Genomic DNA, 14,887 nt, shown 5'->3' on the forward strand with positions numbered 1-14,887 from the left:
CTCAATTTACTGTTTATTCTATCAACGTTAAGTTTTTAATGAAGAGTGTTTCTGTTCAAAACCTTGTTCCCCTGCTAATAAGGTTCTGAAAAGTCGTTTCAATACGCGAAAACAAAAAAGTACTCATTGAGAGTACTTTTTTGTTTATTCTAATTTACTGACAGTATTCTATTGTCATCAGACTAAGAAACAAAACACATTCCAGACAGAAAAAATACTTATAACCTATATTCAAAAAGAAATATTTTAATGAATTCTATATTGTCCAGATAATTGTTCTTCTCCCATACGAACTAAACGCTTCGTTATTTCTCCGCCTACAGAACCGTTTGCACGCGCTGTAGAATCTGGTCCAAGTGTAACACCAAGTTCACGAGCAATTTCATATTTCATTTGCTCAATAGCACTCGCTGAAGCTGTTATAAGTATTTCATTTGTATTGTAATTTTCACGAATATTCATTGCTTCACCTCCAGTTAATTTCTTATATGTTTCTCTAATTACCCATAAATATACATACATAAATTCAAAATATTTAACTTCATAACAAAGGGATTCTAGAGTAGAAATCTTTTCCTAATCTATATCCTTTAAATTCATCAACATCAATATCTCCAAGTACTTTATTTCTCTACCATCCAAATTATGTTAAGATTATTTTAATATTTCGAAAAATATATAAAAGGAGCCTAATAATAATGGATGTCTACTTAGTACAACCCACAATTGACTTACAAGAAGAATATTTAGAATTCTATCAAGAATGGAAAAATAGTGGTGAAACGATGATTCCTTGGGTTATCACAAAAGATCCTTCTAATTTTCCAGCAATGGTTCAAGAGTTGCTGGATGCAGCGAAAGGTAAAAACATTCCCGATAGTTGGGTACCGGACTCTACCTATTGGCTTATCACAAATGACAACAAAATCGTTGGTGCTGTAAATATTCGTCATCGTTTAACTGAGCATCTATTCAATGCTGGTGGGCATATCGGTTATGGTATTCGTCCTTCAGCAAGACAAAAAGGATATGCTACAAAATTATTAGCTTTATCATTAGAAAAAATAATAGAATTAGGTGTTACAAAAGTACTTGTCGTTTGTGATGAAGGTAATATTGCTTCAGAAAAAACAATTTTGCATAACAGAGGACTTCGTGATAATGATTTTATCGAAGAAGATGGTAATGTTGTAAAAAGGTATTGGATTGAGCTGCAAACATTCAGTTATTAATGAAAATGGAGGGATTCACATGTCTACATTAGCAACCCAATTAGAACATATAATTCATACTGCATCTCAAAAAATTATACTTTTTTCTGACATGGATATAAAACTCGCCCCAACAAAATGGTCTAAAAAAGAAATATTAGGTCATCTTTGCGATTCCGGTACGGTAAACCATAGACGCTTTGTTGATATTCTTACTTCAAAGGAAACAATTATACTCACTGGCTATGATCAAGATTTGTGGGTGCAAGTACATAATTATCAACAATCTTTTTCAGCAAATGAAATTCTAAAATTATGGGAAGCTATTAACATACAAATGATAAAATTACTAAGCAATGTAAAGAATGAACACTGGCAACTTACATGTAAGTTGGAAGACCAACAGGAAGTAACTTTAGAATGGCTTGTTACAGATTATATTGATCATATGAACCATCATCTTAATCAAATATTTACAAAACATAAAAACTAAATTCCTTTTCACCCTTTCCCGATTTGGATTACATAACAAAAATAAAGAGGAAAGCTCACAGCCGGACCTCCTCCTTATTTTTGTTATAAAAAAACTTATGCTTTCTATACATAAGCACCTTTTTTCTCTATCATTATGCATTATGAGTCATTTGTTTTCTTTATTCTTCTTCCTTCTATTGACATCTTTTAACGTTTTACTAAATCCTAAAATCAAAATAATAAATATTATTCCAGCAATTGCTACCATTTCTAAAATGAATTGCATAGTTCTCTCCTCCTCAAAGTTATGCCTATTATCCTTTATTAAAACTGTTATCTATTTGGACAAACTTTCATTTGGTTCACTTGGCGTGTTTATATCAAATTATAGCTGCCTAATTGTAAATATACTTTTAAAACACCCTATTTCCTATTTATTCTAGTTTATCAAAAGAAGTTTTTTAAATCAGTAGATAAAGTAAATCTTTAATAATCGGTTGGGGCTTCATCCCCACTGATTATTAGCCCTCAAGAATCGAGCTTTTACAGGAAGTTTATCTCCCACCTAATCTCTTTGCTTTTGCTGATTTTTGAGGTGGGAGTATTACTGCCCGCGAATAGCGGATAAATTTTCATTACTGATTTATACGTATACAAAAAGCCACCCCTTCTAGAAAAATACTAGAAAGAATGGCTCAGATCATAATAAAGTGAAACTTCGATCAGTGGAGATTCCCCTAATCTTCCACTAATCGTTAGTTGAATCTATAAGACTTTTATGTACGGTAATTCTTATCTTGCTGCACGTACCTCAGCAACAAGTTTTCCACCCTCTATGCTCATATAAAGCTTCACAGGCACTTCATTTGTATTTTCAAACACTAAATCTAAATATGGATATGCAATTGTAGCATCTCGGCCTTGTGGAACGTATCCTACTGTTTTGGAGTGTGTAGTTCTCTCCACCATTTTTAAACCAGCTTGATCTGCAGCATTAAAAAGAGTAGAAGATGTTTGACATACTCCTCCGCCATAACCATCTACTAGTTTCCCGTCAACAATCTCTTTTCCTAACTGATACCCCTTGTCCGGTGTTGTATCTCCAATTAATGCGTTAAAAGAGAAACGATCTCCTTTTCCTAATACGACACCACTAATATTACTTGCAGACAAACGAATATTCTCGATTCTACCACCTGTAGAACCACCTAAGTTTGTTTCATATCTTCCTAAAACTGCACCATTTCCACTTGCATCTTCCGGCTTCGCTACAGGTTTTTTCTCAACAATTGGTAGTTGGTACGAAGAATCCCACATTCCTACGTTCATTAGTTTATCTACTAGCTCTTTTTCCATTAACTCATAAGAAGGCTTACCTTCTTGCCATGTTCCATCACTTGCCATACGAGAAGGGACCATCTTTTGATCAATAGTTTTTCCGACTTCCTTAGCAACCTTCGTTACTTCTTTTTTAAACTTATTTTCATCTTCAAAATAACCTAAGCTTGCTATATTAACATTTTTTACTTCTTTACCACTTCTAGCATCTACTAAACTTACACTTTCATTGACACCAGTCTTAGCTTCTACTGCATGCTCTCCTATGCCACTTACTAATGAAACTTCACTTATTTTTGTACCACATCCACTCACTATACTTACACATAGTGCCCCTATTACTATACTTTGTACCTTACGTAACAATATACTCTCTCCTTTTCCCTACCATTACTCTTTGTTTTCAATTTTATGTATGTATGATTACATGACTTTGCAATATGACTACAAAATATTACAATTTGATTTCCACTATATTAAAATTACTCTTTTCTTTAAGAAATGTCTACACATATTTACTTAAAAAACTTAAGTTTGTAATGTCCTTCTTATTTAACCAGTATATACCAAATGATTATTCAAAAACAATTTTAATACATTAATATTTTGGAATTCTTCATAGGCAATTCTCATTTATAAAAACTTATCACAAATTCTCTTGAATACATTTGATGAAGCACCCTATTCAAAATAGGTATTTGCCGTGCCACCTATCCGCTCTTACACATACATTATGATGAATTCAAGCAAATTTAGAGAACGGAGGATGTTTATGTATCCCTATAATTCATATGCCCCCTACAACCTTTATAACTATCAACCATCATATGACGGGCAATCGCAATATCAACCATATATAGAACAAACAGAACAAATTGATCCATATGATCCAAATAGACAATTTCAAATTCCAATTTCCTTTCCAGGTAGTGGCGGCCGTCAGTTAGAAAGACGAGTAAATGAGCTAGAACAAAGAGTAAATCAACTTCAACAGACAGTAGAACGTCATACACGTAGACTCAATCGATTAAATCAGCGTTTACGTACTGTAGAGAATCGACTAAACATTCCATTTTCAGCACTTGAGGATGGATTTTAAATTAGTAAAACAAAGAACTATATAGGAAGGGACTCTCCCTTCCTATATTTCAAATTAACAGATAGTAAGCCTCTGTTATCCGTTTTATTTTATTAAATTGACGAAAGTTTTCTCCATCTCTATACTGATAAGAGTCAATGAAATGAAACAAGGTGATAAATATGGATTTTGAAATAAACTTCCTCTCCTTCTATGTCGTACAAGTAGAAGGAAAAGGTGAACAAGCAGATAAGCGATATAAACATTTTCAAACGTTAGATGCTGAAGAATATGAGGACAGCCCCTTAAAAGAGTTCTTAGATGGTGAATTATTAAAAATATCTAAACGAAAAGTAGAACGTCATGCAAAAACCGAACAAGCCCCAACAAAGATTGGTCGATTTATTGTAGAAACTGGGCACGAATTCGATTCCAACCCTCATTATAATTTATTTAATCGTATCCGTTTTGCAGAAACAAAAGAGAATTTTAAAGATATGAGTGAACCTCTCGTTTATACATATATCGATACAAGTGCAGTACGCGGTGGTGTATTTTTAGTTGCTCAAGCAAAACTGAGGAAATACTTTGACGATCCATTCGTATTCGTTATGAAGTGTGACTTCGAGCCAAAAGTTGCTTCCATTTCCGACGAAACAACACTTATTCGCAACGTTGAAATGGCAATTACGACAAAAAATATGAAATCTATTCAATACCCATACATGCCAGAAGAAGGCATTGTCGAGCCTGGCGAACTAAAAATCCACCAAGCATCACACGCACGCTACTTTGAGGATTTCTTAAAATTCGTCGAATACGAACGCTCTATGCCAGAAATTATGAAAACACAAGTTATGGACATGGTATACGACCAAATCGAAGACGTATTTGAAGAAGGTACGGAAGAACGAGAACAATTCGACCAAGCGATGGAAGTATGGGCCGCCAGTCCTAAGCGTGAAATTATGGAACATTTCACAACGGAAGAAGTAATGAAAGCTACAGCGCAAATTGTGGAGCATACCCCTGAGATAGAATTAAAGCTAAAGGCAGATCATATTTCTGTGAAGGCATTGCTTGCAGATTTTGAGGAACAGATTCATATTGCCAAGGTTAATGATAAATATGTACTAATGATTGAGGCGGATACACTTACGTTTGAGAAGGGATTCTCTCCTATTGAGTTTTTGAAGCCGGATGAGTTAGAGAAAGTAATGGAGCGGATTGCGAGTAAGACGTAAAATAAAAGAAATTTTATTGTCACTAAAGCGATTTTTGTATTTGGTAATCTAAAAGTAAGCCCGTATAATCGTTAAAAACCCAGCCATTCTTCTTCAATTACTTCGAAGAAGTGGCTGGGTTTTTAATGACAAAATGGCTGGATTTTCAATTGACAAATACACTAGCTCCTCACATATGAGTTATCTATTCATTCTTCATACATACAAATTTCTTTAAGTCAGCTTTTACTTTGATTTGCTTTCTTTAAGTAAGAAATCGTTTGGTCTAAACCAAATGAGACGTCTGAAGCAGGCTTCCATTTTAATACTTCAATCGCTTTACTATTATTTAACTGGCTATGAAGAATTTCTTCTTTATAGATTGAGGCATCATTTCTTTTATTACGACGTTCCATACATGTTCTACATATCGCTTATAAAAGAGTGATAGATTCTTTCTATCTTTGAAATCATCCCACCTTGAGTTAGATGTTGTCGTGAATATTCCTGAGCATTTCTTCCTAAACGTTCACGAAGACTCTTATTTGCTAAAAGCAATTTAAGAGCATCGGAAAGTTGTTGTACATTTCCCGGTTCACAAATGATCCCTGTTTTTCCGTTTTGAATCATTTCTGGTATACCACCGCAATTTGTTGTAACAATAGCTTGACGAGAAAACATAGCTTCAATAATTGAAATCGGAAAATTATCGTTAATGGTAGGTAAGACATAGATAGCAGAAGAGGAAAGGATTTCCGGTATATCTGTTCTTCTGCCAAAGAACCTGATATTGTCGAGACCAAGTTGTAGTACTTGGTCTTCTAGTCTTTCTCTCATGACACCATCACCAACAATCCATATTTCTACATTAGATAAATCTTGTTGAATTTGCGAGAGCGCTTTCAGAAAAATGTCATGACCCTTTCTGGGAGAAAGGCGGGAAACACAGGAAATTACAAGATTATCATTATACTCTTGTTTAGGTATAGAAGCTTGATGAAAATGTATGCCTGTATGAACAGTAACCAGTTGTTCTATCTTTGCGCCATACTCTTTTAAAGGGGAATGAAAAGAATTACTGATCGTTATGATTTGATCGGATGCTCTTATTCCCTGTTTTTCAATTTCACTAAAATAAACTTCCTCAATTGATCCTTTTTTTATTTTATCGAACTTTAACCGGCTTTTTGTAAAATGTCCATGCGGTGTAAAAAAAAGAGGTTTCTTATATTCTAGATTTAGTTGTCCTAATAAAAAGACAGAAAATAAATCTTGTGCATGAAACACATCATATTGTTCTAGACTTCTTCCTCTTAAGAAAGACTTATACACATTCATGAAACTAGTGTTTTTTATAATTTTTTCATTGACTGTACCATATCGTTGCAGCAGAAAGTCCCTTGCATGTTCGGCAGCCTGCGGGATATCTTGCTCTAGATGAACTGCTGTCATTTGAGTAGGTGAGATGACATCTACGTCATGACCATACTTTTCAAAACCTGTTTTTAAGGAAGTAATATAATTTGATAACCCTCCAGTATTTGGATATCGCAAAAACGTTACGTAGAGAATCTTTAGTTTATTTGTTTTACTTGGTATGCGATTCTTTTTGATTCCAAATGTCTGAAATGGTTCCATTAAATGATTCGTTTTACTATCTATTTTATAGTATTCATCCATGACTTTTAGCAGGCTCGCATGGAAGGGACAGATGTATTCATTTCGCTCTTCCTTTATTGTATTCAGAAGCATCTCCTCCTAACTCTACTAATGTGAAAATTTTATTTATCTTATAAACCTAATTCTCTTCCCCAAGTTGAAACTTTTTCAAGATGATACGTTAATAGCTCACCGCCGCGGTTATCAAATATTCTTCGTAGCTGGGTATGCAATCCCTTTTCTAATGTTCTCTGCAAATACGCCATTTTGTAAAGGTCAATTGGGGCCGTTTTAAATTGAATGCCATTCTTCTGCATTTGTTTTGTATATGATTTCACACAATGCGTGCGAATTTCTTCTGCATGGCTCTGCCAATCTTTTCTGAAACCTAATAATATTTCGACTAAAACAACCATATCAAACCAGACGGGTGCATATTTAATGGACTCCCAATCGATAAACTGGATGTTCCATGGTGCACCCGGTGTCACATTGTTGCTGCACATGTTTTGCATATGAAGATCACCATGCGTTATAGATGAACCATTTTCAAATAGTTCCGGGAAAAAATCCGGTCCCTTATGAAATAGTTTTATTAGCGGTTTATGATAGGGTTTAATGATCTCCCTTAACCGGTCGTCTTTCGCTGCGTCATCGAGAAAAGCAATCGTCTTTCCAATATATTTGGCTCGATTACTTCTCATGTGGCTTGATTCATAAATAGGAAGCCAAGATTTCCAAACATCTTTATGCTTTTTAAAATTGTCTTCAAATGTGTGTGCGTGAAGTTTGGCAACGGTGGGGATAATGTAGTCAAAATGTTTCGGGGAGAAGGTGATCTGGCCGCGTACTTGCTGAACAAATTCCATGAATATCCAGGTGTCATTTCCGTTTTTTTCAACATGGTATATTTGAGGAAGAAACTCTCTCAATATAGGATAAGCTCTCTGATATACATTAATCTCTACTTCATTTTTATAGTTTGTTGAATGATATATTTTTAAAATAATGGGATAATGATTCGTTTTTTTTCGAAGAGATAATTTGTAGATACTCATTCTTGTTGTTGATTTTAGACACTCGATTTTAGCAGGGTCTATTACAACCTTCTCAGCCATTGAATAAGAAAGCTTTTCTGAAATCTTCAACTTCTCAAAATGATGGAATAATACTTTTGCCTCGTACAACGTTTTCATTCCTTTCGTTTTTGTTTCCAGGCGTTCTTCAAATGAGACCACGCACTTCTAATGAATGGCATTGGATCATCCCATGCAAACAAAGCAAACTCTTTTTTGCCTCGCAAGCCTTCATAAAAATCTTTCCACGTCATTTCAGCTCTTTTTTTCTTGTGACGGAACGTTAAATAATACCGCACAAGATAAATCCATTTGACACCGTCTATTTGTTTGATCCTCGGCCCGGGGTTTTGCTTGGTTAAATATAAATAATACATATAAACAAAATCCACGCCAGCAGGTCCTGTCAAGCTATGCGTTAACCAAAAACGAGGATTTATTTCAATAAACTTATAAACCCCATCTCGGGGGTCCTTTTTAAACTCTGCCATACCAATACCTTTAAGGTTCATTTTTTCAAAAAATGGTAAACATATATCCACCAATTCTGGAACTTGTTTACTAACAATATGAGCTCCCGTTCCAAATTCAGCTGGGAATTGATGATTCTTTTGCAAAGAAAATAACGCTAGTAGCTCCATATTGTCGTCATAAAAAGTGGCCACTTTATAAAAATGCTGATTGTCGCCAGGAATGATTTCCTGAATGATGAGCTTTCCATGCTGTCGATACAATTCATACTCATTTCTTAGTTGATCTGGATCTTTTATGAATATGGCCTTTTTATTTATTTTTTTTCGAAACTCATGGCCCAAAGTCGGCTTTAATATACATGGGAAATCGAGGGCCAATATCGCTTCTTCCATTTGTTCTTTATGTTCGATCACATACGTTTTAGGACATGTAATATTATGCTTCACTGCTAATTCATACATTTTGTGTTTATCCAGTATTTCTTCAATCAGCGAATGTTCAGGAAACAAAAATAAATAGTAGTTAGACAGTTCCATTCGATATTTTGAAATGAACACCACATAATCATCCGCACCTGTATACAAAATCGGTTTCAGTTTAAATTCTTTAGCCAAATTGATTAAAAAAGTTAGTAATTCCTTTTCTTCTGATAAAGGACTTGGGCATACTCCACATGAAGCAAGACGTGATTTTCCTATCTTATAAGGTTTCTCTATATCGAACGCATAAACGTTGATCCCTTTTCTCGCTAAGCTTCTGATGATTCCGATTCCATTGGCACTTAAGTCCAGTACAACTGCTGCGTGTTCATGATTCATAGAATTCTTCCTCACTCAAATACTTTTTGTAGATCTTTTCAATATGAGCTGTCATTGTCTCTCTAGTTAAATGCTTTTTAGCAAAGTTTCTTGCACTTTCACCCAACTGCTCCCGACCTTGCTGATTTGCAATGACGAACTTTAATGCACGTGCCAGTTTATCTGTATCTCCTGGAGCGACTAGAATGCCTGTCTTGGAGTGATTCACCAATTCAGGTATGCCTCCCGATGTTGTCGAAATGACACAAGCTCCACTATGCATGGCCTCAATGATAGAAATAGGCAGGCTGTCGTTTAGGGTTGGAAGTACAAAAACATCGGTTTTGCTTAAAATGTTTGGCACATCATTCCTTGCCCCTAAAAACTCCACCATGGAAAGACCCAAAGAATCAACTTGCTTTTCTAAAGTGTCTCTCATCTCACCATCTCCGACAATGAGCACTTTAATGTTATCAGTATATTTTCTTTTCAGCTTTGAAAGTGCGTCAAATAATACATTATGGCCTTTTCTTGGGCCTAATCTCGCCACACATGTAATAACGACCTTCTTGTGTGCTGATGTATTTTTTGTGCGATACTTCTCAGGGTAATCAATGCCCGTAAGCACAGTTGTCATGTTCTCTTGTTTAGTCCCTAGCTGCATTAACGGATCACGAAATGAATCACTGAGAATGATAAGGTGATTGGCAAATTCAATGGCTTTTCTTTCTAATGTTTTATAATAGACTTCTTCCAGCGAACCTTTTTTAAATATACCAAATTTCAGCCGGTTAAAAGTAAACATCCCATGGGGTGTAAACAACAAAGGTTTTCCGTAATATACATTGATTCTTCCTAATATATTCGCTGTAAACAAATCTTGCGCATGGAAGATATCATATTTTTTTAAGTCGATATTGTGAAGAAGCATCTTTTCATAGATATACATATGTCTGTGATTTTTCAAAATCATGCTATTATAACTTCCATAACGTGTATTAAAGAAATTTTTTAATCTGGGAACAACTACTTCACGCAGGGTCTCTACTTTACTCCGAGGAAATTGATTAGGGGAGATAATGTCGACTTGATGTCCTTGTTGTCTTAACCCTTCACTAAGTGCCGTAATATAATTAGATAAACCTCCAGTATGAGGATAGTCCCAAAACGTAGCAATTAATATAGAAAGGCTTTTCTTTCGGACCGTCTTTGGCCCTGTATTTGTATAACGTTCGTACATTTCATTCTTCTTTTTTTGAAATGAGAACGAATGAATTCCAAAATATTTATCCATTTCTTTAATTACATAAGGATATGGAAACATATGCTTCTTTTTCATCGCCAGATCCTCCTTACCACTTCGAACGCTTCAGCGTATTGTACGCCAATCGTCATTCCTCTAACTCTTCCTAAATACTGAACTCCTTCATATGAACGAGGATGAGGAAAATCTCTCATTTCTACATCGTAATGTTTGAGCGCCGCAATCTTTGAATCCATTTGATCTGTAATGTCGACAAAATAATTAGCTTTGAAAGCTTTATCATTCGTGTGGATATTCCACTCACTAGAGGAAACCGTTTCAAATGTAATTAATTCTATCGGTTTTTGGTTCGGCAGAGGTCGAGTCGCGGTCAAAACCGCTTGAAAAGTAATTAAATGATCAATATTGACATCTCCATAATGGTGGGTGAAGATTTTACTCGGTTTATAGGTCTGTATTAATTGTTCTATTTCTTTCGTTAACTGATGCAGCGGAATTAATTCTAACTCTAAATTAGCATGCTCGAGGAATATCACTTCTTCAATACCAATTACCTTATTTGCACACCGGCTTAGCTGCTGTATGTGATGTGCTTCCTCTTTTCTTCCTAAAGCGGTAATGATTGAAATTACCCGATAGCCATTTTCTACTAGTCTTTTTAAAGTCCCGCCGACTCCTAATAGCTCATCGTCAGGGTGAGCACCAATGACTAAAACACACTCTCTCATTATTTTTATCACTCCTTGTACTACTTAACTTATGATTGATGCTACAAAAAGAAACGGTCATTAGCGGAGAGCTTGCTCTATTGTTTATCATCTTTTAACAGTATTCCAACAGAAGTCCCCTTCCTTAATTATGTGCAGGGCATGGCCCAGGTCGTTCGGTTTTTTATCAATGTTTCACCCATGTATTATAAGCAGAAGAAGGTATATTCTTCACATAGTTTAAAAAATCCTGTGACAGTCCAAATTTTTTAAACCCCTTTAATAATTTAATAGGAGCCTTGCTATTTGAGGTAAAAGCTCTTTTATGGTCAATAACTTTTAACTGACCTTCTTCATTTATTAAAACGTGTCTTACTTCCGTGTCCCATCTGGTAAATCCGATCTTTTTAAATTCATCCAACATTATTAATATTTTTTCAGTTAATTCTTCAGTGATCTGTTTTTCTTTTTTCAAGTGACGTGCAAGTGAAATTCCATGTATATACTCCATGACAATATAATTTTCTCCATATTCATAAAGTCGTGGAATAATAGGTGATGATTGTCCAATTACCAGAGCTTTCAACTCTTTTTTTTGAGTTTCTTCCAGGAAAAACATTTTCACACATTTATCATGAGTTAATTGATATACTTCTCCATCCTTCCCATCCCCAATGAGCTTATATTCCTTCAAGTCTCTTCTGCTTATTCTTCTTTTATTAAAGTATGTCTTCATTTGATCGCTCCTTAATAAGTATTTCGTGTTTTTGCAATAGTATTACCTCATATTCTATGATTCATCACTTACATATGTAACCTAGATTAATATATATTTTTATAACTTGATTCAATTCATATGGTTTTTTAATAGATATTATTTTAAAACCTTGAAATGCAATAAAGTGAAAGTTTGATCAGTGGGGGGCTTCATCCCATTGCCATCAAGCCAAGAAATGCAAATATCCCCAAAACAAGAAATTCGTTCCTTTTATAGCAACGAAATTCATTTTTCTCATCTTGAGGTAGTTTATTTTTTAGATTGATAGAGATAAGGCGATTCCCGGGGGCGACTGACCCTATTAAACCGGTTGCCCTCGCTTAACATGGAATAAATACGTTATGTATTAAAAACCGACTCCTATTACATAGCCGGTTTCTTTTATTGCTTCACATACACTTAGTCTTCATTAGGAAACAGTAGGTAAAGTGATATTTGTAAAAATATTGTCTGAATCAACAAAGTTACGTATGTGATTTTTATTTGTATAGTATTTTAAATTCAGAGGTGTAGAGCCTGTATAAACAAACTCATTTCCTTCCAGAACTAGTTCATTCGCTGCATTAGCTGAGCCAGATGCTAATAAGGCACCAAAAGATGTATTGTTTATCGTGACTATACAATTTGCTGCTTTATAAATTGTATAGGGTCTGTTTGTATCTGATAAAAACAGATTATTTTTGGTATTGATAGTGATATCGCATTCTTCTAATGATGTGTATGATACTTGGTTGTCCACATTTGTAATACCGACTTCGCAGGTCGTATCTATAAGCTTTGATTTAGTAACCTTAACGTTCATGGGGCGTCCGCTAAACATATGATTTCTCAGCTCACAATTAATAAATTCTGATCTAGTGAATTCACAGACATCTACATTCTTAGGATTTGGATTTTCAGATCTGACTCGTAAGTTTTCGAATCTACAATTATCATACTCTTTCACTTTAAACGTCATTTCCTTTTGTATAGGAACAGATTTAAAGGTACATCTGCTTATTTTGTTTGCCTTTAGCCACGGTGCAGTAACTAGATTTTCTGTAAAAATAATGTAATTATTATCAAACGTGCAATTATCGCCCATTGCAATCATGTCAGGATTTACGTATTGATTGTTTGATAATGAAACCCTGTATGAATCACTAGTTACATTCATGATGCCACCTGTAAAGCTGTTGCCTTCGATATTCACAAACGCCGCACTAAAATTAGAAGTCATAAGGCCAATGTTGTTTTGACAGTTATATAAGAAGTTATCCTTAATGTTTGCATGCACGAGAGAATACAAATTGATTGCAATATTATCAATGTTGTAAATGTGATTGTGCTCTATTAAAACATCGTAACACCCGACTAAGATACCATGATAACTACCGTAAATTTCGTTATCTTTTATCGTACAGCTTGCCCCATAACTATCTTCCATATTTATCGAATACCTAGTCGGGTCATTGAAAAGCGGTTTTCCATCCAAAAACCTAACCAAACCTTTTCCATTATCACGGATTTTATTGTTTACAATTTTGTTATAGCTACCACCTAAAGTAATACCGCCCCTATGCCCATTAAATATTTCACACTTTTTCACTGTATTATGATGGGGAATCCCGCCAAACATAATAGTAATCTGCATATTCTTACTTGGGTTGGTTTCATTGTAATACTGCAATCTAAACTTAGTTGCAGTAACAGGAATAGAAATATCGGTATAAATTCGTCTTTTCTTCATAACCCCTATGAATTTGTTGCTATTGTCGTAAAAGAAGATGTCCAATTCTTTAGTATTTAAATTAGTTTTTCTAGCGTATCCTGCGCCAGCTATAAGGAAAGAATTTATCTTTGGTGTTAAATCTTGAGGTATGTTTAACAGTTTTGTTATGAGTGTATTAGCCGAGGTGATTGGTTGTCCAGTTGTGTAATCTAAAGCACTTAATGTAAGTCCTTGATCAAATTCACCATAGTTATATATAGAATCTGAGCTAAATGAAACATTATCACCCATGTAATCGCGAACTGTACAATTTGTCATAGAACAATAACTTGAACTTCTTTGAAAGAGAACTCCATATGTGTGCTCCATTGCTGCTTCTAAAGGATTCGAGAAACTCCTATCATCCCTACATCCAATGACGGTTCCGCCAAATAAATGAGAATTAGTGGTTTTGCTAAAAACAACACTATTTCCTTTAAAGTTGTAATAATCAGTAGTTGTTCTATTATCGAATGGTGATTTTTTGTTAGAATCATATATTACTTTTAGTGTTGAACCATTTAAATTAAAGTCAATATTAGAAACCATAGCGATTTCACGAGGGTAACAGATCGCATAATTCCCCTTTGGAAGAATCACTTCAACATAATTGTTAACCGCCGCAAATTGTAATGCACTGTTTATTCCCTGTATATTCTTATCAGCTTGTATATAATCAGCATCTGCATAGGGCTTGGTGGGGAATCCTTCTTTTATACCCCACTGATTTAGTTCAATTAAATAATCCAATTCCCTTCACCCCTTCATTTTCTTAAAATAGTATATTCATTGATAAAAGAAATCGTCCCTATAAAAGGAAACTGTTTTAAAAATCACTAAAATTTACAACCCTATTCATAAAAAAATAGTTATATTCTCTCGTTAGATTTAGCAGTACTCCAACAGAAGTCCCCTTCCTCAAGCGCGTGCAGGACATAGTCCAGTGGTAGGGAGGGGATGAATGTTGGTCGTGCACAGCACGAAGTTTTCATTTCCTTTTTCTGTAACTCCATGTATACTAGTAGTATAGGAACGTACATTCGTTTCTTTGTTTTTAG

Annotated in this window: 14 protein-coding genes; 4 read left to right on the top strand and 10 right to left on the bottom strand. The window is 34.8% G+C overall.

All coding sequences use genetic code 11. The annotated features are described in order from the left end of the window. Window positions 1–246: 246 nt before the first annotated feature. The gene (locus JDS96_RS21410; RefSeq protein WP_018767404.1) at window positions 247–462 is read right to left on the bottom strand and encodes an alpha/beta-type small acid-soluble spore protein; all 216 of its coding nucleotides are present in this window, start codon (window positions 460–462) and stop codon (window positions 247–249) included. A 236-nt stretch (window positions 463–698) separates the two neighbouring features. Between JDS96_RS21410 and JDS96_RS21415 the strand changes: the two genes are divergently transcribed. Continuing rightward, a complete protein-coding gene (locus JDS96_RS21415) occupies window positions 699–1,232 on the top strand; it encodes a GNAT family N-acetyltransferase (protein WP_199667961.1) in 534 nt (177 codons plus the stop codon). Between the two features lie 19 nt (window positions 1,233–1,251). Then, the gene (locus JDS96_RS21420) at window positions 1,252–1,704 is read left to right on the top strand and encodes a DinB family protein (protein ID WP_003198931.1); all 453 of its coding nucleotides are present in this window, start codon (window positions 1,252–1,254) and stop codon (window positions 1,702–1,704) included. 773 nt (window positions 1,705–2,477) lie between these two features. Here JDS96_RS21420 and JDS96_RS21425 read toward each other — a convergent pair. Beyond that, window positions 2,478–3,389: a VanW family protein gene (locus tag JDS96_RS21425; protein ID WP_018781528.1), complete on the bottom strand. Its 912-nt coding sequence runs from the start codon at window positions 3,387–3,389 to the stop codon at window positions 2,478–2,480. Window positions 3,390–3,795: 406 nt separating this feature from the next. On the opposite strand from JDS96_RS21425, the gene JDS96_RS21430 reads away from it, so the two are divergent. Together JDS96_RS21430 and JDS96_RS21435 are read left to right on the top strand one after the other, a co-directional pair. After that, window positions 3,796–4,122: a hypothetical protein gene (locus JDS96_RS21430; protein WP_018767401.1), complete on the top strand. Its 327-nt coding sequence runs from the start codon at window positions 3,796–3,798 to the stop codon at window positions 4,120–4,122. A gap of 161 nt (window positions 4,123–4,283) precedes the next feature. Beyond that, complete coding sequence (locus tag JDS96_RS21435; RefSeq protein ID WP_199667962.1) at window positions 4,284–5,345, top strand: DUF3900 domain-containing protein; 1,062 nt, start codon at window positions 4,284–4,286, stop codon at window positions 5,343–5,345. 218 nt (window positions 5,346–5,563) lie between these two features. On the opposite strand, the gene JDS96_RS21440 is transcribed toward JDS96_RS21435, so the two are convergent. From JDS96_RS21440 to JDS96_RS21475, 8 genes are all read right to left on the bottom strand, one after another. Next, window positions 5,564–5,740, bottom strand: coding sequence for a hypothetical protein (locus JDS96_RS21440; RefSeq protein ID WP_199667963.1), 177 nt, complete (start codon window positions 5,738–5,740; stop codon window positions 5,564–5,566). 7 nt (window positions 5,741–5,747) lie between these two features. Beyond that, the gene (locus tag JDS96_RS21445) at window positions 5,748–7,076 is read right to left on the bottom strand and encodes a glycosyltransferase family 4 protein (RefSeq protein WP_199667964.1); all 1,329 of its coding nucleotides are present in this window, start codon (window positions 7,074–7,076) and stop codon (window positions 5,748–5,750) included. A 38-nt stretch (window positions 7,077–7,114) separates the two neighbouring features. Beyond that, the gene (locus JDS96_RS21450) at window positions 7,115–8,170 is read right to left on the bottom strand and encodes a phosphotransferase (RefSeq protein ID WP_199667965.1); all 1,056 of its coding nucleotides are present in this window, start codon (window positions 8,168–8,170) and stop codon (window positions 7,115–7,117) included. A gap of 5 nt (window positions 8,171–8,175) precedes the next feature. After that, entirely contained in the window at window positions 8,176–9,351 is a 1,176-nt protein-coding gene (locus JDS96_RS21455) for a carboxylate--amine ligase (protein WP_199667966.1), read from the bottom strand. Then, window positions 9,341–10,669: a glycosyltransferase family 4 protein gene (locus tag JDS96_RS21460; protein WP_199667967.1), complete on the bottom strand. Its 1,329-nt coding sequence runs from the start codon at window positions 10,667–10,669 to the stop codon at window positions 9,341–9,343. Before JDS96_RS21460 ends, JDS96_RS21455 begins: the two co-directional genes overlap by 11 nt. Next, a complete protein-coding gene (locus JDS96_RS21465; protein WP_003198951.1) occupies window positions 10,666–11,322 on the bottom strand; it encodes a PIG-L deacetylase family protein in 657 nt (218 codons plus the stop codon). The genes JDS96_RS21460 and JDS96_RS21465 overlap by 4 nt, the downstream gene beginning before the upstream one ends. Window positions 11,323–11,488: 166 nt before the next feature. Further along, entirely contained in the window at window positions 11,489–12,037 is a 549-nt protein-coding gene (locus JDS96_RS21470) for an AarF/UbiB family protein (RefSeq protein WP_098101310.1), read from the bottom strand. 451 nt (window positions 12,038–12,488) lie between these two features. Beyond that, window positions 12,489–14,579, bottom strand: a complete 2,091-nt coding sequence (locus JDS96_RS21475) for a right-handed parallel beta-helix repeat-containing protein (protein WP_003198956.1) — start codon at window positions 14,577–14,579, stop codon at window positions 12,489–12,491. Window positions 14,580–14,887 lie beyond the last annotated feature (308 nt).

The organism is Bacillus cereus group sp. N21 (genome assembly GCF_016483395.1).
GTDB classification, from domain to species: domain Bacteria; phylum Bacillota; class Bacilli; order Bacillales; family Bacillaceae_G; genus Bacillus_A; species Bacillus_A pseudomycoides.